Here is a 21,262-nt window from a genome sequence, read left to right as displayed (position 1 = left end):
CCGCGGCCCTGGTAGGAGATCTAAGGAGTCGGGGTGACCTCACCGAACGAGCCGGGCGCCCCCAAACAGGGCGACGGCCTTAATGGGGATGGTTCGGCCGAGCGCGCCGGCATACACCGCCCGGCGCCGCCCGCACAGGCCGGCCGGGCTCCGGACGCCGGGGATTCCCCGCCCCGGCAGCGGGGCGTGGGCAGGCCCCCGCAGGCACCGCATCGCCAGACCGAGCCGCCGACCGAGGCGCGGCCGTCGGGCCCGTCCAGCGGTGTGGAGGCGCGGCTGAACCGGTTCGTTTCCGGCACCGCGGCACCGAACGCGGGTGGCCCCTCACAGGGGAAGAACCCACCGCATGACACCGACCCCCCGGCGGGACGCGGCGACGGGCCGCCGGCCGAGGCCTACGCCAGCGAGTTGCCGGACCTGTCCGGGCCGATGCCGCGGGGGCCCCAGCGCAAGGCGCCGCCCGACCGCGCGCCGGAGGCCTCGAGCTCGCCGGGATCCGGCCGCTCGTCGGCCCCCGAAAACCGGGAGGGCCGCGAGAACCGGACGCAGGTATCCCGGCGGCCGCGCGGGCCGGTGCGGGCCAGCATGCAGATCCGCCGGATCGACCCGTGGAGCACGCTGAAAGTTTCGCTGTTGCTCTCGGTCGCGTTGTTCTTCGTCTGGATGATCGCCGTGGCGTTCCTGTACCTCGTGCTCGGCGGCATGGGCGTGTGGTCGAAGCTGAACAGCAACGTCGGTGACCTCTTGAACAACACCAGCGGCAGCAGCGGCGAACTGGTCTCCAGCGGCACCATCTTCGGCGGCGCCGTGTTGATCGGTCTGGTCAACATCGTGTTGTTGACCGCGATGGCCACCATCGCCGCGTTCGTCTACAACCTGGCCACCGACCTGATCGGCGGCATCGAAGTGACGTTGGCGGATCGCGACTAGCATTTTTGGGGGTGGGGCGGCGATTGCGGTAATCTCGTCGCTCGGCCGTACGCGTGTACGGGCCTATAGCTCAGGCGGTTAGAGCGCTTCGCTGATAACGAAGAGGTCGGAGGTTCGAGTCCTCCTAGGCCCACAACCATGTGCCCATCAAGACGTTGTGTAAGACTTGGCCTGCCAATCACGCTGATCGCTGTGGTGGCGGCGGTGGCACGGTCCCGACGCGGAGTCGAGGTCTGGCACGTGGCGGTGGACGACACACCGGGTCAGCCACCCAGTCACGTTGAGGGGCCTTAGCTCAGTTGGTAGAGCACCGCCTTTGCAAGGCGGGTGTCAGGGGTTCGATTCCCCTAGGCTCCACAAATCACGGACGCGGCTGCACCTCGACGCTGGGTGGCCGCGACTGGGGCTCCTGCGGCTTCGCTCGCACCTGGCGCCGCACGATAGTGAACGCGACGGCGCCGCCGGCGAGCACCACAACCGCCACCCCCGCGAACACCAAGGGACGCCTGGTCCGGCGCTGCGCCCGCCGCGCGTCCTGCAGTGCCTGAGGCAGGCCCGCGACCACTTCCTGCGCGGCCGCCAGCTCCTGGGCGAGCGTTTCTTGGGCCGCGGCGAGTTCCTTGGCCAGGCGCCCCTCCTGGTATTTGCGACGAAGCTGCGATGCGGTCGACTGCGCCGACTGGACACCCAGGCCGACAACGCCCCGGGTCACGTCCACCGGCCCCAGGGTCGAGTAGGTCAGCCCGCGAGCCAGTCGCTCCCGCGGGGTCAGCCGGGATTCCGCCGTTGCGCTCATCTGCCGCCCTTCTGTGCCGCTGCAAGACTGCCGTGGACCTGGCCCACGGGTACCTGAACAGACTGCCAGCATAGGGACATTGGCGGAACCGTGGTGTGCGCGCCGCGCTTCCGGTGACCGCTTGCGTTGAGTGACACCGGGTGCGGGCATGTCCGCGCGTGATGGCAGACTCTCATCCCGTGACCAACAGCCCCTTTCAGACCGCTACCGCCACGCTCCACACCAACCGCGGCGACATCAAAGTCGCTCTGTTCGGAAACCACGCGCCCAAGACCGTCGCCAACTTCGTTGGCCTGGCCCAGGGCACCAAGGAGTACTCCACCCAGAACGCATCGGGCGGGTCCTCCGGTCCGTTCTACGATGGTGTCGGCTGCCAGGAATAAGGGACCAGCTCGGCGCCGGTTTTGCCATGAGCATGGGACCACCCGATTGCCAGTGATGGGACCATCTGGCTAGCTGTTTTGCCAGTTATGGGACCACCCCGGCGTGGCGTTGGGGGCTTCCGGTTGCTCGGCCGCTGTATTGGCCGAATGAGCTACCGGGAGGTGTCGGTGATCGAAGTCAGGGAGATGCTGCGGTTGTGGCTGCAGGGTCATGGGTTGCGCGAGGTGGCCCGGTTATCGGGCACGGACCGCAAAACGGTGCGCCGGTATGTGGACCGCGCCCGCGCGTGCGGGCTGGACCGTGACGGCGACGGGTGTCAGTTGACCGACGAGCTGTTGGCGGCGGTGATCGCCGGCGTGCGGCCGAGTCGGCCCAACGGCAAGAGCCAGGCCTGGGAGACCATCGCCGCCCAGCACGAGCAGATCAAGGCGTGGCTGAAGCAAGACTTGACTCTGACGAAGGTGCACACGCTGCTTGGGCGTCGGGGCGTGGTGGTGTCGTATCGAACGTTGCATCGCTATGCCACAACGGAATTGGGGTTCGGGATTCGGCAGGCCACGGTGCCGGTGGCCGATTGCGAGCCCGGTGCTGAACTGCAGGTCGATTTCGGTCGGCTCGGAATGCTCACTGATGCCGCGGATGGCCGCCGGCGGGTAGTGCAGGGGTTGATCTTCACTGCGGTGTATTCGCGGCACATGTTCGTCTGGCCGACCTACCGGCAGACGCTTCACGAGGTGATCGCCGGGTTTGAGGCCGCGTGGGCATTCTTCGGCGGGGTGTTCGCGGTGGCGATCCCCGACAACATGAAGGCCATCGTCGACAAGGCTGATGCGACCGATCCGAAACTTAATGACGCCTTCCGCGAATACGCTCAGGCGCGGGGCTTCGTCGTGGACCCCACCCGCATCCGCAGCCCGCGCGACAAGCCTAGGGTTGAGCGCTGTGTCCAATATGTTCGGTCGAATTTCTTTGCTGGAGAAGACTTTCGGAATCTGAGTGACTGCCGGGCACGAGCCGAGCAGTGGTGTGGGCAGGTGGCGGGGATGCGGATACACGGCACCACTCGGCTGCGCCCGGCCGAGGTATTCGCCACCGACGAGCTACCCCACCTCAAACCGGCACCCGACGAGGTGTTCGACATCCCGACCTGGAGCCGGCCCAAGGTGGCTCCCGATCGGCACGTGCAGGTCGCCAAGGCGCTCTACAGCGTTCCCGGTGAGCTGATTGGGCGCCGGCTGGATGCCCGGGTGGATGCGCGCACGGTGAAGCTGTATTGGCGCGGTGAGCTGATCAAGGTCCATCCGGTCATGGCGCCAGGACGCCGCCATACCGACCCCGCTGATCTACCGGCCGAGGTGTCGGTCTATGCGATGCGAGATATCAACACCTTGCAGCGCAAGGCATCCGCACACGGGCAGCATGTCGGCGCCTACGCGGCGGCGGTGCTGGAGCATCCGCTGCCGTGGACCAAGATGCGCCAGGTCTACCGACTCCTGGGACTGGTGCGCCGCCACGGCGCCGACGCGGTCGATGACGCCTGCCAGCGCGCGCTGGACGCCGAGGTCATCGACGTCGGGCTGATCGAGCGCATGCTTACCCGCGGTGCCGGCGCACAGCTGCCGCTGATCCCGAACCCGCCGCAGGCGTCGCGGTTCGTCCGCGCGGCCACCGACTTCGCGGTGCGCAGGCCCTCATGAGCACAACCCGCCGCCCCGATGCCACCCCCGCGGTCAAGCCGATCGAGGTGTCTGCAGACCTCAAAGCGCTGATGCGCCGCCTCAAGCTCGGCCGCCTGCTCGACACCCTGCCCGAACGGCTCGCGCTGGCACGATCGAATCGGCTGCCACACCACGACTTCCTGGAAATGCTGCTAGCCGATGAGGTCACCCGCCGCGACCGCGAGTCCGCCGCCCGCCGCGCCAAGACAGCACAATTGGATCCGCAGATGCAGCTGCAGGCCTGGGATGACACCGCCGCGGTCAGCTACGACCGCCAACTATGGGCAGAGTTGACCTCGCTGCGGTTTCTGGCCGACGCCTACAACGTGCTCATCATGGGACCGGTCGGAGTCGGAAAAACGTTCCTGGCCAACGCATTAGGCCACATCGCCGTGCGACGTCACCACAGCGTGCATACCGAACGCGCCGACAAACTGTTCAAACGCCTCCGCGGAGCACGGCTAGACGGCAGCTATGAAGACGAGATGCGCAAACTACACCGCGTCGAGCTGCTCATCATCGATGACCTCGCGTTGCACCGGCTTGAGGCCACCGAGACCAATGACTTCTACGAGCTCATCGTGGAACGCCACCGCACCGCATCAACGGTCATCACCAGCAACCGCGAACCACCGGAGATCCTCACCATGATGGCCGACCCACTCCTGGCCCAGTCGGCGATGGACCGGCTCCAATCCGCGGCCTACGAACTCGTCGTCGAGGGCGAGTCCTACCGGCAACGCCAGAAACCCCGTCCTCGAAAGCCGGTCAATTCGGACCAGCCGAATTGACCAGCAGCCAGGTCATCAGTCACCATCACCCCACGGCCAGCAACCGGAAACAACCGGTCCCATGCTCATGGCAAAACGGTGGTCCCATCACCCTGGCAAGCGACATACGATGGCGCGGTCTTTCACCGGGTGATTCAGGGCTTCATGATCCAGGGCGGCGACCCGACCGGAACCGGTCGCGGCGGTCCGGGCTACAAGTTCGCCGACGAGTTCCACCCCGAACTGCAATTCGACAAGCCGTACCTGCTGGCGATGGCGAACGCGGGCCCGGGCACCAACGGCTCGCAGTTCTTCATCACGGTCGGCAAGACTCCGCACCTGAATCGGCGGCACACGATCTTCGGCGAAGTGACGGACCCGGAGTCGCAGAAGGTTGTCGACTCGATCGCGTCGACGTCCACCGACAGCAACGACCGCCCCACCGAGCCGGTCGTGATCGAGTCGATCACGATCTCCTGAGCGCGGCCCGGTCAGCGCGGGTGACGGCCCGCGTAACCGACGTCGGTCAGCGCGTCGAGCACCTCCAGCGGGTCCGTACCGAGGTCCCAACGGGAGAACAGGACCAGCCCATCGTCGGCCGTTTCGACCTCGAGGAACCGGACTTTGCGTCCATACCGGCGGAACTCGGTGATCCGGATGATCTTGATGTCGGACGGCTGCAATAACTGCGTCCGGAACCATCCCCGGAGCATCAGGCCGCCGGGGGTAATTGCCAGCTTCGGTCGAGCGCGCCACGTCGCGCCCGCAAACAAGATCAGACCCACCGCGGCAATCCCCGCCAGAACGCGCCCCGGGACGTCTGTGACTATGGTCACACTGGCGATAGCCAATAGAACACCGGCGACCCCACAACCAGCGATTCCGACAGGCCGAGGCTCCCATTGTGTTTGCTGCACGTGCCGCCTATCCCCTCCGACCACGGCCTATGGAGTTATCCACAGACGCTATCAACAGTGGGGATAAATCACACGCGTGTGATTGGCGGGTATGGATGTTGCTGGCGCAGTAACGAGGCGAGCAAAAAATGAATTCATTCCGCCAGTGGTCTTGCTCAGTGCCAGCGCATCGTCAGCAACAAACCGGTGATCATGAAAGCGAAGGCGATGGCGTAGTTCCACGGCCCCAGTTGCGCCATCCAGTTGAGCGCGGTCGGCGCCTGGCTGCCGACGGCGGCCAACTGAAACACCATCAGCCAGACCAGCCCGATCAACATGAGACCGACGAACAAGGCAACGAACCACACGCTGGACGGTCCGACCTTCACCTTCACCGGCGTGCGGCTGACCGCGCTGACGCCGAAGTCATTTTTCTTGCGGACCTTGGACTTGGGCATGATTACCTCAACAAGACGGTGAGCGGGACGGGGTGCAACGATAAAGACCGCAGCTGCATGCACAGCTTGGCTACGAGACTAACGCACCTGGCATGGTGACCAGGAAATTGGAGAGCCGATGAGCGACGGACGGCCGTCACCATGGCGCGTTGGCGTCCCGTTGGTGTGCCTGCTGGCCGGATTGCTCCTCGCCGCCACACACGGGGTGTCCGGCGGCGCCGAAATCCGGCGCAGTGACGCCCCGCGGCTGGTCGACCTGGTCCGCGAGGCCCAAGCGTCCGTGAATCATCTCAATGCCCAGCGCGACGCCCTGGCCGGCAAGATCGACGCCGCGCACGGGCGGTCCTCGGACCGCGCATTGGCGGCAATGCTGCGCCGCTCGGCCGAGCTGGCCGCCGAGGCGGACATGAGCCCCGTGCACGGGCCGGGCCTCGTGGTGACCCTGGAAGACGCGCCACGCGACGCCAACGGCCGGTTCCCGCGCGATGCGTCGCCCGACGACCTGGTGGTGCACCAGCAGGACATCGAGGCCGTGCTCAACGCCTTGTGGAGCGCCGGCGCGGAGGCGATGCAGATGCAGGACCAGCGCATCATCGCCACCTCGGTGCCCCGCTGCGTCGGCAACACGCTGCTGCTCAACGGGCGCACCTACAGCCCGCCCTACACGATCACCGCAATCGGCAACGCCGCCGCCATGCAAGCTGCCCTGGCCGCCGCTCCCCTGGTCGTCCTGTACCGCCAATACGTGGTCCGATTCGGCCTCGGCTACCGCGAAGAGGTCAAGCCCGACGTGCGGATCGCCGGCCACACCGAGCCGGACCGGCTGCATTTCGCGCAGCCGATGGGAACCATCGGCTACTGAATTCCGGCGGGCGGTAACCTGGCACGGTGCGGATCCTGGTCGTCGACAACTACGACAGCTTCGTGTTCAACCTGGTGCAGTACCTGGGCCAGCTGGGCGTCGAGGCCGAGGTGTGGCGCAACGACGACGCCAGACTTTCTGACCAGGCGGCCGTCACCAAGCGGTTCGACGGTGTGCTGCTGAGCCCCGGCCCCGGCACCCCGGAACGCGCGGGGGCTTCGATCGGTCTGGTGAAAGCGTGTGCCGCCGAGCGCACCCCGCTACTCGGGGTCTGCCTCGGCCATCAAGCAATCGGCGTCGCCTTCGGCGCCACCGTGGACCGCGCCCCCGAGCTGCTGCACGGCAAGACCAGCAGCGTCTTCCACACCAACACCGGTGTCCTGCAAGGACTTCCGGACCCGTTCACGGCGACGCGCTACCACTCGCTGACCATACTTCCCGAGTCGCTGCCCCCAGTGCTGGAGGTGACGGCCCGCACCCGCGGCGGTGTCATCATGGGTGTGCGGCACAGCGAGTTGCCGATTCACGGTGTGCAGTTCCACCCCGAGTCGATCCTGACCGAGGGCGGACACCGAATGCTGGCGAACTGGCTGACCTATTGCGGGTGGGCCCGCAACGACACGCTGGTCCGCCGCCTCGAGAACGAGGTTCGGGCGGCGGTGCAGCCCTACCTGCCCGCCGATCCGGCAGCTACTGGCCGAACTTCAGCGTGATGATGCCGTCCCGGTTGCAACCGGTGCCGGCCGGCGGGTTCTGATACACCACCCGGTGCGACTGGGAGCCGCCCGCATCCACGTCCGGGCCCTTGTCCAGCACCCCGGTCCAGCCCAACGCCCGTAGCCGCGGCTCCGCGTCCGTCCAGAACATGCCGCTCAGGTCGGGCATCACGAACTGGTTGCCCTTGGACACCTGCAGCTCGATCACCGAATCCACCGGAACCATTTGGCCCTTGGGCGGGTTCGTACCGATCACCTCGCCGGCCGGCCGGGGGCTGTCGGCCTGCGCCTGGGTGATCTTGGTGAAGCCGTAGACGGTGAGATTCTTCTGCGCGACGTCGACGGTCTGGCCCGCGACGTCGGGCACCTGCTTGGTCTCGGGCCCCGAGCCGACGATGACGGTGATCACGTTGGTGATCGCGGACGTCTGGTTCGCCGGCGGGTTGGTGCCGATCACCTTGCCCAGCAGCTCGGGGCTCGACGGCGAGTTGGCCTGCTTGAACTTGCTGAACCCCGCGGCTTTGAGCTTGCCGACCGCGTCGGAGTAGCTCAGCGACGAGACATCGGGCACTTCGCGCTGCTCGGGACCGGTCGAGACGTTGATCGTGATCTCGTCACCCGCGCTCACCGACGCGTTGGCGCCGGGGTCGGTGCTGATGACGTGATCGGGCGGGATGATCGAATCGGGCTTTTGCAGCGTGCGCGTCTTGAAGCCGCGATTCTGCAGCGCCGCAATGGCATCGGCGGACACCTGCCCCCGCATGTCGGGCACCTGGACATCGCGGGTGGTGCCGCCGAAGGTGTTGAAGGCGATGACGACGACGATCGTCAGCACCGCCAGCGCGGCGACCGCGACGATCCAGCGGCCGACCGACCCACCGTTGGTGTCGTCGACGCGGCGGAGAGGCAGTCGGGACAGCGGATCGGTGCGCGGGCCGGGGGCGCTTGCGCCCGCGGCGAGCAGCGAGGACCGGTCGGCGTCGGTGAACACCTTGGGCGCCTCGGGTGTTTCACCGTTGTGCACCCGCACCAGATCGGCGCGCATCTCGGCGGCGGTCTGATAGCGGTTCTCGGGGTTCTTGGCCAGCGCCTTGAGCACGACGGCGTCGAGGTCGGCGGAGATGCCCTCGTGCCGCCGCGACGGTGGGACGGGGTCCTCGCGCACGTGCTGGTAGGCGACCGCGACGGGCGAGTCACCGGTGAAAGGTGGTTCACCCGTGAGGATTTCGTAGAGCACGCAACCCAGCGAATAGACGTCGGACCGGGCGTCGACGGGGTCGCCGCGGGCTTGCTCGGGCGACAGATACTGGGCGGTCCCGATCACGGCCGCGGTCTGGGTGACGCTGTTGCCGCTGTCGGCGATCGCGCGCGCGATGCCGAAGTCCATCACCTTGACCGCATTGGTGTTGCTGATCATGATGTTGGCCGGCTTGACGTCGCGGTGGATGATGCCGTTCTGGTGGCTGAAGTTCAGTGCCTGACACGCGTCGGCGATGATCTCGATGGCCCGCCGCGGGGGCAGCGGGCCATCGGTGTGCACGATGTCGCGCAGGGTGACGCCGTCGACGTACTCCATCACGATGTAGGGCAAGGGGCCGGTCGGCGTCTCCGCCTCGCCGGTGTCGTACACCGCGACGATCGACGGGTGATTGAGCGCGGCGGCGTTCTGCGCCTCTCGGCGAAACCGAAGATAGAAGCTGGGGTCGCGGGCCAGGTCGGCGCGCAGCACTTTGACCGCTACATCCCGGTGTAACCGGACGTCGCGGGCCAGGTGAACCTCGGACATACCCCCGAAGCCGAGGATTTCGCCCAGTTCATAGCGGTCAGACAGATGCTGAGGGGTGGTCATCGTGGTATCTCGTGTCGGGCCGGTGACGCTCTCGGCGCCGGTGGTTCACCCCACCCGCGCTCGGCCGGCCCTCGTTGCGGTCCAGAATTACCTATTTTCCCGCGATCCGTCCAATTCAGCCGCAGCACGGGGCCGGAACCACTCGGAGTGTTGGTCGTCGGTGGTGGCGCCGGCGGACCCCCGGTGTCGGTGACCGTCGGGGGCGGCGGCTGCTGCTGGGTGTCGGCGCGGGAATTGATGACGATGAGCACCGCGATGATGATCGCCAGCGCTCCGAGCACTCCGGCGGCCCAGAGCAACGCGCGCTGGCCCGACGAGAAGGTGCGCCGGGCCGGGGGCGGGCGGTGTCCCCCGGTGGAGGGCCGGGATCGGCGCGGCGCAGCGGTACGCGTGCCGGACACGGCGGCCGCCCTGGTCGTCGGGCTCGACGGGATGGCCGCCGGTGATGCCCGCCCGGGAGGCGGTGACTGGCTGGGCCGCGGCGGACGGCGCCCGGCCCGCACCGCCGCCACGGCGTCGGCGAACGGTCCGCCGCTGCGGTAACGCATCGCGGGGTTCTTGACCAGCGTGATCTCGATGAGCTCGCGCACGTTGGGCGGCAGCTCCGCGGGCAGCGGCGGCGGGGGCTCCTTGATGTGCTTCATCGCCACCGTCAGGGCACCGTCACCGGTGAACGGCCGCTTGCCCGACACCACCTCGTAGCCGACGACACCCAGCGAATAGACGTCGCTCGCGGGGGTCGCGTCGTGGCCCAAGGCTTGCTCGGGGGCGATGTACTGGGCGGTACCCATCACCATTCCCGTCTGGGTGACCGGAGCGGCGTCGACGGCCTTGGCGATGCCGAAATCGGTGATCTTCACCTGGCCCGTCGGCGTGATCAGGATGTTGCCCGGCTTGACGTCGCGGTGCACCAAGCCGGCGGCGTGCGCGACCTGCAGTGCTCGGCCGGTCTGCTCGAGCATGTCCAGAGCGTGCCGCAACGACAGCCGGCCCGTGCGCTTGAGCACCGAGTTCAGCGGCTCGCCGTTGACCAGCTCCATCACCAGGTAGGCGGTGCGACCCTCGCCGTCCAGCTGGCTTTCGCCGTAGTCGTGGACTTGGGCGATGCCGGGGTGGTTGAGCATCGCGGTGGTGCGCGCTTCGGCGCGGAACCGCTCGATGAACTCCGGGTCCTGCGAGAACTCCTGCTTGAGCACCTTGACCGCGACGCGGCGGCCGAGGCGGCTGTCCACCGCCTCCCAGACTTGACCCATGCCGCCGGTGGCGATCAGGCGCTGCAGGCGGTATCTGCCAGACAGCGTCACACCAACTCGCGGGCTCATGGTCCTCCCTGTAGCGCGGCTTGGATCACAGCCCGTCCGATCGGCGCGGCGAGTGCACCTCCCGTCGCGGACAGGCGGTCGCCGCCATTCTCTACCAACACCGCCACAGCGACTCTGGGCGTCTGCGCGGGCGCGAAGGCGATGTACCACGCGTGCGGCGGCGTATTACGCGGATCGGTGCCATGCTCTGCGGTACCAGTCTTGGATGCGATCTGCACGCCGGGAATGGCCCCTTTCTGCTGCGCGACCTTCTCGGCGCCGACCATCAGCTCTGTTAGCTTAGCGGCGACCTGCGGTGACACCGCGCGGCGCTGCTGATAGGGAACGGTGGTGCTGATGTTGGCCAGATCGGGGCCTTTGAGGCTGTCGATCAGGTAGGGCTGCATCGTGACCCCGTTGTTCGCGATGGTCGCGGCGATCGCGGCGTTCTCCAGCGGCGTGAGCGCGACGTCCTTCTGTCCGATGCTGGACATGCCCAGCGCGGCGGCGTCCGGGATGATCCCGACGGTTGATTCGGCGACCTGCAGCGGGATGACGCTCGGGCTGGTGTCCAGGCCGAAGGATTGCGCCATGCTGCGCAACGCATCCGAGCCGGTGAGCATGCCGAGCTGGACGAACGCGGTGTTGCACGACAGGGCAAAAGCCTGTTTGAGCGACACCGTGGGCTCGCCGCCGCAGGGCTGGCCGCCGTAATTCTCCAGCGTCGCGGTGCTGTCGGGTAGCTGAATGGAGGGCGCCGCCGTCAACTGTTGGGCGTCCGTCGCGCCGGCCTGCAGTGCCGCCGCGGTCGTGATCACCTTGAACGTCGAACCGGGCGGGTAGGTCTCCGAGATGGCGCGGTTAGTCATCGGATTGTCGGCGTTGTCGCGAAGCCGCTGCCACGCTTGCGCCTGCACTTCGGGATCGTGCGAGGACAGCAGGTTGGGGTCATAGGACGGCGAGGACACCATGGCCAGGATCTTGCCGGTGGACGGCTCGAGGGCGACGACGGCGCCCTTGCACGGCGGTCCGCCGCACCCCTGCTGCATCGCGTCCCACCCTGCCTGCTGGACGCGCGGTCTGATGGTGGTGTCGACGTTGCCGCCGCGCGGATCGCGACCGGTGAAGAAGTCGGCCAGCCGGCGCCCGAACAGCCGCTCGTCGGATCCGTTCAGGAGCGGATCCTCGGCGCGCTCCAATCCGGTACTGGAATAGCGCAACGAGTAGAAGCCGGTGATCGGCGCGTAGACCGCCGGATTGGGATAGACCCGCAGGAATCGGAAGCGGCTGTCAGTGGCCACGGAGTAGGCCAGCAGTTGGCCGCCCGCGACGATTTGGCCGCGTTGCCGCGAATACTCGTCCAGCAGGACGCGCTGATTGCGCGGGTCGGCGCGCAGCGAGTCGGCGGCGAACACCTGCGTCATCGTCGCGTTGAGCAGCAGCAGCACGATCAGCGCCATGACGGTGACCGAGATGCGGCGCAGAGAGGTGTTCATACCTTCTCGATTACCTCGGTCTTGGCGGCCGCGATCGGGGAATCCTTGCGCTCGCGGGCGCGCAAAGGATGCCGGGCGCCGTTGGAGATGCGAGCGAGGATGGCCAGCAGCACATAGTTCGCCAGCAACGACGATCCGCCGTAGGACATCCACGGAGTGGTCAGCCCCGTCAGCGGAATGAGCTGCGTGACGCCGCCGACGACGATGAACAGCTGGATGGCCAAAGTGGAGGCCAGGCCCGCGGCCAGCAGCTTGCCGAAGCTGTCCCGCGTCGCGATCGCGGTGCGCATACCGCGGACGATGACGATGGTGTAGAGCATCAAGATGCTGGCGAGCCCGACGAGGCCGAGCTCTTCACCGAAGGCGGCGATGATGAAGTCAGTCGATGCGGCGGGCACGGTATCGGGTTGGCCATTGCCGAGCCCGGTGCCGAAGATGCCACCGGTGGCGAAACTGAACAGCGACTGCACGATCTGGTAACCGTTGCCGTCGGGGTCGGAAAACGGGTCCCACCACATCTGCACGCGGACGCGCACGTGCGCGAAGACGAAATACGCGACGGCGCTGCCCACCGCGAACAACACCAGGCCGATCACCACCCAGCTGAAGCGTTGTGTCGCAATGTAAACCACCACCAGAAACGACGCATACAACAGCAGCGAGGTGCCGAGGTCCTTCTCGAAGGCCATCACGCCCACCGAGATCACCCAGGCGGCGAGCAGGGGCGCGAGGTCGCGCGGCCGGGGTACGGTCAGGCCCATGAAATGCTTGCCGACACTGCTGAATAGGCCCCGCTTAGCGATCAGCACGGCGCAGAAGAAAATCAGCAGCAAGATCTTGGAGAATTCGGCGGGCTGAATTGAGAAGCCGGGGAAGCGAATCCAGATCTTCGCGCCGTTCTGTTCCGACAGCGATGCCGGCAGCATGGCGGGAATCACCAACAGCACCAAGCCTGTGATCCCGCATATGTAGCCGTACCGCGCGAGTTGGCGGTGGTCTTTCAAAAAGGTGACCACGAGCGCGAACGCGACCACTCCGACGAGAGTCCACATCATCTGCTGTATCGCGCTGGGGTGATGGCGGCCGCTGAGCTGATTGTCAACCAGATCGAGCCGATGGATCATCACGAGCCCAAGTCCGTTGAGCAACGCCACAATTGGCAACAACAGCGGATCGGTGTAGGGGGCGAACCGTCTGATGGCCAGGTGCGCGGACCCGAATACGAGCAGGAATATCAGCCCGTAGCTGACGACGTTCCAACGCAATACGCGGTCCTGGTTTGCGTCGACCATCAGCAGCGCGGCGACGGTAATCGCTGCGGCGAAGCACAGCAGCAGCAGCTCGGCGTTGCGCCGGGTGGGCAGTGGAGGCGTGACCGCGACGGGCGCCTGAAGTTGCGTCGTCATGCCACCGTCCGGCAGTCAATGCCCGGTTGGAGTGGAGGCGCCGGAAGCGCGGTGATCGTCTGCGATGTGGTCGTGGGGCCGGCCGGCGAGGGGGTCGCGGGGCCGGGCGCGGCACCGGTGGGTGCTGGGGCCCTGGGGCCGGAAGAAGCGGTGGTGGGAGGCGTCGTGGATGCTGGCGGTGTCGCGACACTGGACTCTGGGGTGCCGCCCCCGGTGGTCGGCTGCCCCGGCGGTGACGTGGCGCGAGGCGACGGACAGGTGGGCAGCAGGTATTCGGCCAGCAATTGCCGTAGTTGCGACTCGGCCTGGTCCAGGCTGCCTCCCGGCAGTCCGGTTTGGACCTGGACCTGTCCGGGGCGGCGCAGATCCCGCAGCGTCATCAGCTGACAGTTCGAGTGATTGGATTGGCCGTAGCTGATCAGGGAGAGCTCGTTGCGGACGGTCAGGCAGCCCACCAAATAGGGCTGGTGCAGGGGCAGCCCCAACAAGGACCCTTGAATTCCGCGGACGATCGACACCTTGCCGTCGTATTCGGCGACGTAATAGTTGCGCTGGATGACCCACCACGCGATGGCCATACCGGAGAGGACGAACAGCACCGCCAGGGTCACGACGAAGAACATCCGCCGCCGGGGCCAACGCGGCCGGGTCGCCGTTTCCTGTTGGGGTGCAACGCGTTTGGCGGCCTCCTCGCGGGGCCTGATCGCGGAGGCGCGGCCCGCGGAGGTGTTGGGCAGCGTCATCTGATCGTCGTCACCCGATACCGCCCCGGCGAGAATCGGCTGGGTCTGCCCGTAGTCGTAGTCGACGACATCGGCGACCACCACGGTGACGTTGTCCGGGCCGCCGCCGCGCAGGGCCAACTCGATGAGGCGGTAGGCGGCCTCGGCGACGTCGGGAATCTGCAGCGCCTCGAGAATGGTCTCGTCGCTCACTGGGTCGCTGAGCCCGTCGGAGCAGAGCAGGTAGCGGTCACCGGCACGCGCCTCGCGCATGGTCAACGTGGGCTCGACCTCGTGACCGGTCAGCGCACGCATGATCAGCGACCGCTGCGGATGGCTGTGCGCCTCTTCGCGGGTGATCCGGCCTTCGTCGACCAGGGTTTGGACGAACGTGTCGTCCTTGGTGATCTGCGTCAGTTCACCGTCGCGCAGCAGGTAGCCGCGTGAGTCGCCGATGTGCACCAACCCAATTCGGTCACCCGCGAACAAGATTGCGGTGAGCGTGGTGCCCATCCCCTCGAGTTCGGGCTCGGCCTCCACCTGCGCCGCGATGGCCGCGTTGCCGGCGCGCACCGCGGCGTCGAGCTTGGCCAGCAGGTCGCCGCCGGGTTCGTCGTCGTCCAGATGGGCCAGCGCGGCGATCACCAATTGCGAGGCCACTTCGCCGGCCGCGTGGCCGCCCATGCCGTCGGCCAGGGCCAGCAGCCGGGCGCCGGCGTAAACGGAGTCTTCGTTATTGGCGCGTACCAGGCCGCGGTCGCTGCGCGCGGCGTATCGCAGGACCAGGGTCACGGGCGCAACTCGATCGCCGTTTTGCCGATCCGAATCGGCGTCCCTATGGGAACTCGTACCGCAGTCGTCACCTTTGCCCTGTCAAGGTAAGTGCCGTTGGTCGATCCTAGATCCTCGACGTACCATTCCGAACCGCGCTGAGACAGCCGGGCGTGCCGCGTCGAGGCGTAATCGTCGGTGAGCACCAGAGTCGAGTCATCAGCCCTGCCGATCAACACCGGCTGCCCGCTGAGCGTGATGCGCGCCCCCGCCAACGCCCCCTCGGTCACCACCAGATAGCGCGCGGCATGTCGGCGTTGTCGCGACGGCAGCAGGGTGCTGCGCAGCGCCAAGCCCCGACGCACCATGACGGCCCCGGTGGGCGCATAGATATCGGTCCGCAATATCCGCAACACGGACCAGATGAATACCCACAACAACATCAAAAATCCGGCACGCGTCAGCTGCAGTACAAGTCCCTGCATCCGGCGTCCTTTCCGTCCTACCGTCATCCCCCCGGCGCCCGTGACCCCGAGCACATCGGCAACGTCACGATACTTGGAGGGCGGTCGACACGGGGCGAAGCACGGCAGCGTCGCCCAGCGGGTTAGTGGATCCGGACGATGATCTCCGAGTGGCCCAGACGGATCACGTCGCCGTCGGCCAACTGCCACTCCTGCACCGGCGCGTTGTTCACCGTGGTGCCGTTGGTCGAGTTCAGGTCCGACAGCAGCGCCACCTGCCCGTCCCAGCGAATTTCGAGGTGACGTCGCGACACCCCGGTGTCGGGCAACCGGAACTGCGCGTCTTGTCCCCGGCCCACGATGTTGGAGCCCTCACGTAGCTGATAAGTCCGGCCGCTGCCGTCGTCGAGCTGCAGGGTGACCGTGGTTCCGGCCGCGCCATAACCGCCCCCACCGTAACCGCCGTAGCCCCCGCCCGGCTGCCCGTAGTCGGCCGGCTGCCCGTAGTCAACGGGCTGGCCGTACTCACTGGGCTGCGCATACTCGGCCTGCTGGCCATAGTCGTAGTCGCGGTGCGGGGCCTCGGGGTATCCGGTGGCCGGACCGGGGTATCCGCCGCCCGGCACATTCTCGGAGTATTGCGTGTAGTCACCCGCGCCGTACTCCTGGCGGCCATAGCCGCCGCCTTGCTGGTAACCCTGCTCGTACCCGGCGGCCTGCTCGTAGCCGCCCTGCTCGTACCCGGCGCCCTGCTCCGGGTAGGGCGGCCGCTGCTCGGGCGGAGCGTAGGCACCCTCGTCGTGCCGGGCAGGTCCGCGGCCATACTCGCCATACCCGCCGTAGCCCTGCTGGCCACCGCCGGGCTGGCCAGCGCCGGGCGGGCCATACCCGCCCTGACGGTAGCCCTGGTCGTGCCCTTGACCGCCGTACCCGGCGGGTGTGGGGGGACGCTGCTCATACTGCGGCGGAGGACCGCCTTGCCCCTGCTCGGGGTAGCCACCCGGAGGCTGGTAACCGCGCTGATCGGGGTAGCCGCCCTGATCTTGGTAGCCGCGCTGGTCGGGGTAGCCGCCCGGGCCCTGGTAGCCGCGCTGATCGGGGTAGCCGCCCGGGCCCTGGTACCCGCCTTGCTCCGGGTAGCCACCCTGTTCGGGATGGCGCGGCGGCGGATAGCCCTGCTGCGGCGGGTAGCCGCCCTGTTCGGGCGGATACCCGGCACGCGGTTCAGGCCCCCCCTGCGGCTGCTCGCCGGCGTGCGCTTCGTCTTGCGGGCGCGCGTAGCGCTCGTCGTAGTACTCGTCGCCAGGCCGGCCCGGCCCCTGAGCCCCGCGGTAGCTCGAATCGTCAGTCATTGGTGCTACTCCTCGTTCTGCGCCGAACGCATTATTTGATTGTGGCCGGACGGAATCGTTGACTGTCGGGCGGGGCTGCACATCGGGGTTGACAGCACCACGGGCGCGATACTGACCGGTCCGTAGGTCCGACGACTGCTCGAACCGGACGACCACATCACCATACGTTTGCCACCCCTGTTCGTGGATGTAGTCGAACAAGTACCTCGCGAAAGCGCCCGACGTGAGAGCCGGGTCGGCGCCCACCTTCTCGAAGTCGTGCCTACCGAGGGTAATGATGTATTCGTTGGGGGCCAAAAGGCGATTGCCCTGGAGTTTCTGGACGCCGGCACCGGCTTCGCGGCGCAGCAGGGCTTCGACCTCCTGCGGAACGATGGATCCGCCGAACACGCGGGCGAACGCATTGTCCACGGTCGCCTCGAGCTTGCGCTCGATCCGCGCCGCCAGCCCGCGTTGGCTATTCATGTTCGGGCGTTCGCCCGCACTTGCCGCAGCATGTCGTTGGCGCGCGGCAAACGAGTCGCGCGGTGACCTTTCACTCCAGCATGGTATCGGCACAGCGCCTCGCGGCGGCACCGTCGAAACCCTGAGAACTGCGTCCGCCCTGCTCAGAGGCGTTGTCTCGCAGCGTCCGACAGCTTCCCGGCCCGAGCAGGCGGTTGGGGAATACGACTATTACAGTGGTATGGTCCATCGGTTGTTTTCCGGGCGAGTGGCGGAATGGCAGACGCGCTGGCTTCAGGTGCCAGTGTCCTTCGGGACGTGGGGGTTCAAGTCCCCCTTCGCCCACATTTGAATAGTGGCGTCGTTGCGGCGCCGTTTGTCCGTCCGCTCTGTGAGGGCCCTTCTGCGATCCCCGCCTGACGGTGTGACTCGCGACGTGTGTGAATTGACGTCAGTGTTCGCGCCAGTAGCGTCATTGCCAGTTCAGGAGGGGTGGCAATGTTCGTCGTGGTGGGGCGCCCATGCTCGGCGCGGGTTCATTGGCGCAACGCGGCACAGGCATGGGCGGGGCCATGGGCCTGCCGTACATAGACATCGATGCGCTGATCGCCGAGGCCGGTGGTGACCCGTGGGCGATCAACCGAAGCTTGCAAGCCGGCGATCCGCTGCAGATCTCCAATCTGGCCGAGGCCTTCCGCGAAGCCGGCCGCTGCACGGCCGAGGCCGACCACGCCTTCGAGCAAGCCCGTAGCCGCTTCGACGCGGCGTGGAACCATCAGACGGGCGACCACCCGATCAACGATTCCGCGGAGGTGCAGCGGGTCACGAAGTCTTTGGGCGCGCAATCCCTTCAGCTACCGAAGATCGGTGCCGACCTGGAGAACATCGCGGCCACCCTGGCCGAAGCGCAGAAGGCCGGCGCTGCACAGATCGCCAATCTAGATTCCCAACTTCAGGAGATCTCCAATCTGATTTCCCAAGCCGCCGCGATGTTGAAGGACCCGTACCTGAGCGCGGCGGATGTCGATGCACTGCAAGCATTGATCAGGACGTGTGAAAGCGACGCCGTCCGGGACACCAGAGACGCCCTCGCGCAGCTGCAATCGATTCGCGACGGATATTCCGGCAGCCTGCAGAAATCCCTGGATGGCTTGCACACCGATGGATACAACGGGGCCCCACTGCATGGTGTCGACAGTGACGGCGTGGCCCCGCCATCCGACGCCCAGCAGACTGCGCTCGCGAACATCCGGCGGATTACCGATCAGGCTGTGTTGGATCAGATGGGCAAGGTACGCGCCGCGCAGCTTGCCCTGGACAAGGCCATGGCGGACCTCTATGCCCACGGGCCTGGCTCTCCGGAAGGAGAGGCGGCCAGCGCCAAGCTGCCCAAGCTCAAAGCCGACCTCGCCAAGGTACTCGATGACCTGGGAAAGATCCCCAACTACAACAACATCGACCCCGCCTCGATCACCACCACTCCCGACGGCCATTTCATGTTCACCTACGAGGTCGACGGACAGCCGGTTGAGGTTTTCGGGCAGCTCAGGGACGGCGCGGGCGAGTTCTTCGACCAAGCCATCGGCACTTCCTACACATTCAGCGGCGGCAAGTTGACCGGCATGCGCACACCGGATCCCGGAAAGGTGGAAGCCACCCCCGAACCGCTGTGGAGCGCGATCACCTTGGCTGTCGGCGGACCCGAACTCAAAGCGGGCGGCGAGGTCGCTTGGCAAGGACTGAAGACGCTCTTCAGTCGCGAAGCGTTGCAAGGCCTCTCCGCCGACAATGTCCTCCCCCGCGCACTGAGCGCGGCCGAGGTCCGCGCGGCGATGGCCGAAGCGGATCTTCCCCCGCATGGCTCACCACTTCCCGACGTCGGTGGACAACCCGTGCCGGGAACCCACCCAGGTCCCCCACCGGTCGTCGAGCACGCGCCACACCCGGGCGGCGGTGGTGAGCTTCCGGGTGAGCACGTACTTGCGGGACCGCACGTGCCTGTGGCTCCGGACAGTCTCCCGCCGCCGGTTGTGGTTGATCCAGCGCATCCAGAGTTCAACCTGGACAACCCGCTCTCCTACATGCCGCCAGAGTTACAGGCGCTCTCGGAGCAACACCTGACCGGAAGCGGCGAAACCGTGCTCGGTCCGTTTAAGAATCCTTCGGGGGGACCTTCATATATTGAGCTCGCGCAACAACGCGGGGCCAGCTACTTCGATATCGGGAGTGCATGGGATGCGTCCACTCCCGTTCAGCGGCTCGCTGCCAATCAACATGTACTCGATATCGCAATTGCAAATCGAGACACGATTAAGTTGTCAGTACCAATCGATGAGGTTCTCGATAACACTTACACTGCCGCGGAGCTTAGTTATCTACGCGCCCACGGATACGAACCAATCGATGGATCTACGCTGGTACCCCCCAAGATCGGAGGCGCTCGGTGAAAACGCTGCTAGAGTTTATTCTGCAATATGTGGGATTTTTATATCTCAACCCAGAGTATCGGATCACAGATTCAAGCAATCGTGGTCTTGCTGACATCGATGCATCAATTTCCTTCACGGGTGAGCGGCTCAGGTGGGATGTCGTTAATGATCGGGGCCAAATTTACTTCTCAGCTGTGCCGATATTCCAGGGAGGTGCCGACAGTTGGTTCGCGATTTCACTCATTCGTCAGTACCTGGAGGGTGGCGAGGACACCGGCGCCGCATCGCCAGTCGACCAAGCTAATTGGTTGTCTGCCAACCTAGAGCGGGTGAATCAGCTTTTTGCGGATGAACCGACCTCAGTGCGCACCGCCGAGGCACTGGTTGCTCTACGCCGTTCTAATTCATCGAAGAAATGGGGTTGGCCCAAACCTGACCAAATCTGAGTCGGGAGGAACTCAATAGATGTGGATTCGAAAGAAACGTTCACCGGCGGACTTCTCCCGGTTGTCGGAATGCTGGTATCGCTGGGCAAGATGGATGGGTGGGGGTGAGATATTCGTCTCGGTGATTTGCGACGCTTGCAAGGTACTGTTCGCCACCGACGACTATTCGGTTCACCTTCGTAATGACGGGCCCTGGTGGAATGTGGATACGGTAACGACCGCGGACAACGCCGCAATGACACCGCAAAGCTATCTACGTTCGAACTGGTCGAAAAGTACTTGATATGGGACTGGTCCGCCACTGCATACGGTCCGGTCGGCACACCGAGCCTGTGGCCTCGACTATATTCCCGAGGCTTCAGCCCAGATGTAGAAGTCGTCCCCATAGCCGAGGGCATTGCCGAATTACAATCAAAAGCTGGAAAAGCGGTCTTGATGGAACCAAAGGCGACCATTTTCAGTCATCTCATCAATAAGTCAGTCGAGGAGATTGAGCTGATCGTCATGAAAGGCGCCGAGTGACATGTCGAGCGAGCTGAGTCGAATCGTCGGACCGAGGTGTCTTCGATGAAGACATTATTAGAGTTCTACCTGAAGTACTTCGATTTCCTGTACCTAGATCCGCGCTACCGGATCACCGATTCGCACGTGGCAGAGTACGCACCCAGCGCCTCCTTGACGATAACTGGACCCGTCTTAACATTTTCGCTGATCAACGAACGAGAGACCAGATAGAAATTTCGGTTGCACCAAGTCAGCTAATGGCGCCAGAAAACTGGTTCTGGCCTTCGCTAATCAAACAATATATTGAAAATGCTGCGGAAATTCATTATCTGCCCGCCCCGGATGAAGCACGCTGGGTGGGCGAGAATCTCGGTTTCGTCGAAAGGCTGTTCTCCGATACATCGACACTGGAAGCCACCTGTGACGACCTGAGGGCGCTTCGCCGTGCAGATGCGGAGAGCTACTGGTCACGCTGGCGGCAGCAGCAAGGGCTTACTTAGGCACGAACGGACCGCGAACTAGATACGAAGCACACTGCGATTCTCCGA

General features: G+C 65.8%; 19 protein-coding genes, 3 tRNA genes and 2 pseudogenes. 14 read left to right on the top strand and 10 right to left on the bottom strand.

Annotated elements, in window-relative coordinates:
* Positions 1 to 33: 33 nt before the first annotated feature.
* The 3 genes from KXD96_RS03545 (at position 34) to KXD96_RS03535 (ending at position 1,287) form a co-directional block, all read left to right on the top strand.
* Positions 34 to 930, top strand: a complete 897-nt coding sequence (locus KXD96_RS03545; RefSeq protein ID WP_260742953.1) for a DUF3566 domain-containing protein — start codon at positions 34 to 36, stop codon at positions 928 to 930.
* Between the two features lie 59 nt (positions 931 to 989).
* A tRNA-Ile gene (locus KXD96_RS03540) sits at positions 990 to 1,063 on the top strand.
* A 151-nt stretch (positions 1,064 to 1,214) separates the two neighbouring features.
* Positions 1,215 to 1,287, top strand: a tRNA-Ala gene (locus tag KXD96_RS03535).
* A 4-nt stretch (positions 1,288 to 1,291) separates the two neighbouring features.
* On the opposite strand, the gene cwsA is transcribed toward KXD96_RS03535, so the two are convergent.
* Positions 1,292 to 1,726 (bottom strand): cell wall synthesis protein CwsA, encoded by a 435-nt coding sequence (cwsA, locus tag KXD96_RS03530; RefSeq protein WP_260742952.1) that lies wholly within the window; start codon positions 1,724 to 1,726, stop codon positions 1,292 to 1,294.
* Between the two features lie 161 nt (positions 1,727 to 1,887).
* Between cwsA and KXD96_RS03525 the strand changes: the two are divergent.
* The 4 genes and pseudogenes from KXD96_RS03525 to KXD96_RS03510 form a co-directional block, all read left to right on the top strand.
* Positions 1,888 to 2,091: pseudogene (locus tag KXD96_RS03525) on the top strand (peptidylprolyl isomerase); the annotation flags it as partial.
* A gap of 165 nt (positions 2,092 to 2,256) precedes the next feature.
* Entirely contained in the window at positions 2,257 to 3,807 is a 1,551-nt protein-coding gene (gene istA, locus KXD96_RS03520) for an IS21 family transposase (RefSeq protein WP_260737107.1), read from the top strand.
* Complete coding sequence (gene istB / locus KXD96_RS03515) at positions 3,804 to 4,619, top strand: IS21-like element helper ATPase IstB (protein ID WP_260737101.1); 816 nt, start codon at positions 3,804 to 3,806, stop codon at positions 4,617 to 4,619. The genes istA and istB overlap by 4 nt, the downstream gene beginning before the upstream one ends.
* A 105-nt stretch (positions 4,620 to 4,724) precedes the next feature.
* Positions 4,725 to 5,078 (top strand): annotated as a pseudogene (locus tag KXD96_RS03510) (peptidylprolyl isomerase); the annotation flags it as partial.
* An 11-nt stretch (positions 5,079 to 5,089) separates the two neighbouring features.
* Here KXD96_RS03510 and KXD96_RS03505 read toward each other — a convergent pair.
* Positions 5,090 to 5,515, bottom strand: a complete 426-nt coding sequence (locus KXD96_RS03505) for a PH domain-containing protein (protein WP_260742950.1) — start codon at positions 5,513 to 5,515, stop codon at positions 5,090 to 5,092.
* A 155-nt stretch (positions 5,516 to 5,670) separates the two neighbouring features.
* Positions 5,671 to 5,952 (bottom strand): cell division protein CrgA, encoded by a 282-nt coding sequence (gene crgA, locus KXD96_RS03500; protein WP_260742946.1) that lies wholly within the window; start codon positions 5,950 to 5,952, stop codon positions 5,671 to 5,673.
* Between the two features lie 118 nt (positions 5,953 to 6,070).
* On the opposite strand from crgA, the gene KXD96_RS03495 reads away from it, so the two are divergent.
* On the top strand, positions 6,071 to 6,814 hold the full coding sequence (locus tag KXD96_RS03495; RefSeq protein ID WP_260742945.1) for a DUF881 domain-containing protein: 744 nt from the start codon (positions 6,071 to 6,073) through the stop codon (positions 6,812 to 6,814).
* 26 nt (positions 6,815 to 6,840) lie between these two features.
* Complete coding sequence (locus KXD96_RS03490; protein WP_260742944.1) at positions 6,841 to 7,527, top strand: aminodeoxychorismate/anthranilate synthase component II; 687 nt, start codon at positions 6,841 to 6,843, stop codon at positions 7,525 to 7,527.
* On the opposite strand, the gene pknB is transcribed toward KXD96_RS03490, so the two are convergent.
* The 7 genes from pknB to KXD96_RS03455 form a co-directional block, all read right to left on the bottom strand.
* Positions 7,505 to 9,379 (bottom strand): Stk1 family PASTA domain-containing Ser/Thr kinase, encoded by a 1,875-nt coding sequence (gene pknB, locus KXD96_RS03485; protein ID WP_260742943.1) that lies wholly within the window; start codon positions 9,377 to 9,379, stop codon positions 7,505 to 7,507. The genes KXD96_RS03490 and pknB overlap by 23 nt on opposite strands.
* Positions 9,376 to 10,701, bottom strand: coding sequence for a serine/threonine-protein kinase (locus KXD96_RS03480; protein ID WP_260742942.1), 1,326 nt, complete (start codon positions 10,699 to 10,701; stop codon positions 9,376 to 9,378). Before KXD96_RS03480 ends, pknB begins: the two co-directional genes overlap by 4 nt.
* Positions 10,698 to 12,176 (bottom strand): D,D-transpeptidase PbpA, encoded by a 1,479-nt coding sequence (pbpA, locus tag KXD96_RS03475; protein WP_260742941.1) that lies wholly within the window; start codon positions 12,174 to 12,176, stop codon positions 10,698 to 10,700. The genes KXD96_RS03480 and pbpA overlap by 4 nt, the downstream gene beginning before the upstream one ends.
* Positions 12,173 to 13,582 carry an FtsW/RodA/SpoVE family cell cycle protein gene (locus KXD96_RS03470; protein ID WP_260742940.1) on the bottom strand — a complete coding sequence of 470 codons (1,410 nt, stop codon included), beginning with the start codon at positions 13,580 to 13,582 and terminating at the stop codon, positions 12,173 to 12,175. The genes pbpA and KXD96_RS03470 overlap by 4 nt, the downstream gene beginning before the upstream one ends.
* Positions 13,579 to 15,096, bottom strand: a complete 1,518-nt coding sequence (locus KXD96_RS03465) for a PP2C family serine/threonine-protein phosphatase (protein ID WP_260742938.1) — start codon at positions 15,094 to 15,096, stop codon at positions 13,579 to 13,581. Before KXD96_RS03465 ends, KXD96_RS03470 begins: the two co-directional genes overlap by 4 nt.
* A complete protein-coding gene (locus tag KXD96_RS03460; RefSeq protein WP_046183038.1) occupies positions 15,093 to 15,560 on the bottom strand; it encodes an FHA domain-containing protein in 468 nt (155 codons plus the stop codon). Before KXD96_RS03460 ends, KXD96_RS03465 begins: the two co-directional genes overlap by 4 nt.
* Before the next feature lie 122 nt (positions 15,561 to 15,682).
* The gene (locus tag KXD96_RS03455; RefSeq protein WP_260742933.1) at positions 15,683 to 17,356 is read right to left on the bottom strand and encodes a DUF3662 and FHA domain-containing protein; all 1,674 of its coding nucleotides are present in this window, start codon (positions 17,354 to 17,356) and stop codon (positions 15,683 to 15,685) included.
* Positions 17,357 to 17,597: 241 nt separating this feature from the next.
* Here KXD96_RS03455 and KXD96_RS03450 point away from each other — a divergent pair.
* From KXD96_RS03450 to KXD96_RS03430, 5 genes are all read left to right on the top strand, one after another.
* Positions 17,598 to 17,680: transfer RNA gene (locus KXD96_RS03450), tRNA-Leu, on the top strand.
* Between the two features lie 227 nt (positions 17,681 to 17,907).
* Positions 17,908 to 19,782 carry a hypothetical protein gene (locus KXD96_RS03445; RefSeq protein WP_260745188.1) on the top strand — a complete coding sequence of 625 codons (1,875 nt, stop codon included), beginning with the start codon at positions 17,908 to 17,910 and terminating at the stop codon, positions 19,780 to 19,782.
* On the top strand, positions 19,779 to 20,210 hold the full coding sequence (locus tag KXD96_RS03440) for a hypothetical protein (RefSeq protein ID WP_260742931.1): 432 nt from the start codon (positions 19,779 to 19,781) through the stop codon (positions 20,208 to 20,210). The genes KXD96_RS03445 and KXD96_RS03440 overlap by 4 nt, the downstream gene beginning before the upstream one ends.
* 195 nt (positions 20,211 to 20,405) lie before the next feature.
* On the top strand, positions 20,406 to 20,732 hold the full coding sequence (locus KXD96_RS03435; RefSeq protein ID WP_260742930.1) for a hypothetical protein: 327 nt from the start codon (positions 20,406 to 20,408) through the stop codon (positions 20,730 to 20,732).
* Between the two features lie 239 nt (positions 20,733 to 20,971).
* Complete coding sequence (locus KXD96_RS03430; RefSeq protein ID WP_260742928.1) at positions 20,972 to 21,214, top strand: hypothetical protein; 243 nt, start codon at positions 20,972 to 20,974, stop codon at positions 21,212 to 21,214.
* Positions 21,215 to 21,262: the final 48 nt, after the last annotated feature.

Origin of the sequence: Mycobacterium sp. SMC-2, from assembly GCF_025263485.1 — a bacterium.
GTDB lineage: Bacteria > Actinomycetota > Actinomycetes > Mycobacteriales > Mycobacteriaceae > Mycobacterium.
The sequence above is the reverse complement of the archived record's forward strand: the minus strand, read 5'-3'. Positions and strand labels throughout refer to the sequence as shown.

Bases quoted from the DNA above. Each gene is read 5' to 3' on its own strand.
- istA (WP_260737107.1), top strand. From the start codon at position 2,257: ATGAGCTACCGGGAGGTGTCGGTGATCGAAGTCAGGGAGATGCTGCGG.
- pbpA (WP_260742941.1), bottom strand. From the start codon at position 12,176: ATGAACACCTCTCTGCGCCGCATCTCGGTCACCGTCATGGCGCTGATC.
- KXD96_RS03445 (WP_260745188.1), top strand. From the start codon at position 17,908: ATGGGCCTGCCGTACATAGACATCGATGCGCTGATCGCCGAGGCCGGT.
- KXD96_RS03480 (WP_260742942.1), bottom strand. From the start codon at position 10,701: ATGAGCCCGCGAGTTGGTGTGACGCTGTCTGGCAGATACCGCCTGCAG.
- KXD96_RS03455 (WP_260742933.1), bottom strand. From the start codon at position 17,356: ATGAATAGCCAACGCGGGCTGGCGGCGCGGATCGAGCGCAAGCTCGAG.
- pknB (WP_260742943.1), bottom strand. From the start codon at position 9,379: ATGACCACCCCTCAGCATCTGTCTGACCGCTATGAACTGGGCGAAATC.
- istB (WP_260737101.1), top strand. From the start codon at position 3,804: ATGAGCACAACCCGCCGCCCCGATGCCACCCCCGCGGTCAAGCCGATC.
- cwsA (WP_260742952.1), bottom strand. From the start codon at position 1,726: ATGAGCGCAACGGCGGAATCCCGGCTGACCCCGCGGGAGCGACTGGCT.
- crgA (WP_260742946.1), bottom strand. From the start codon at position 5,952: ATGCCCAAGTCCAAGGTCCGCAAGAAAAATGACTTCGGCGTCAGCGCG.
- KXD96_RS03495 (WP_260742945.1), top strand. From the start codon at position 6,071: ATGAGCGACGGACGGCCGTCACCATGGCGCGTTGGCGTCCCGTTGGTG.
- KXD96_RS03460 (WP_046183038.1), bottom strand. From the start codon at position 15,560: ATGCAGGGACTTGTACTGCAGCTGACGCGTGCCGGATTTTTGATGTTG.
- KXD96_RS03430 (WP_260742928.1), top strand. From the start codon at position 20,972: ATGGCGCCAGAAAACTGGTTCTGGCCTTCGCTAATCAAACAATATATT.
- KXD96_RS03470 (WP_260742940.1), bottom strand. From the start codon at position 13,582: ATGACGACGCAACTTCAGGCGCCCGTCGCGGTCACGCCTCCACTGCCC.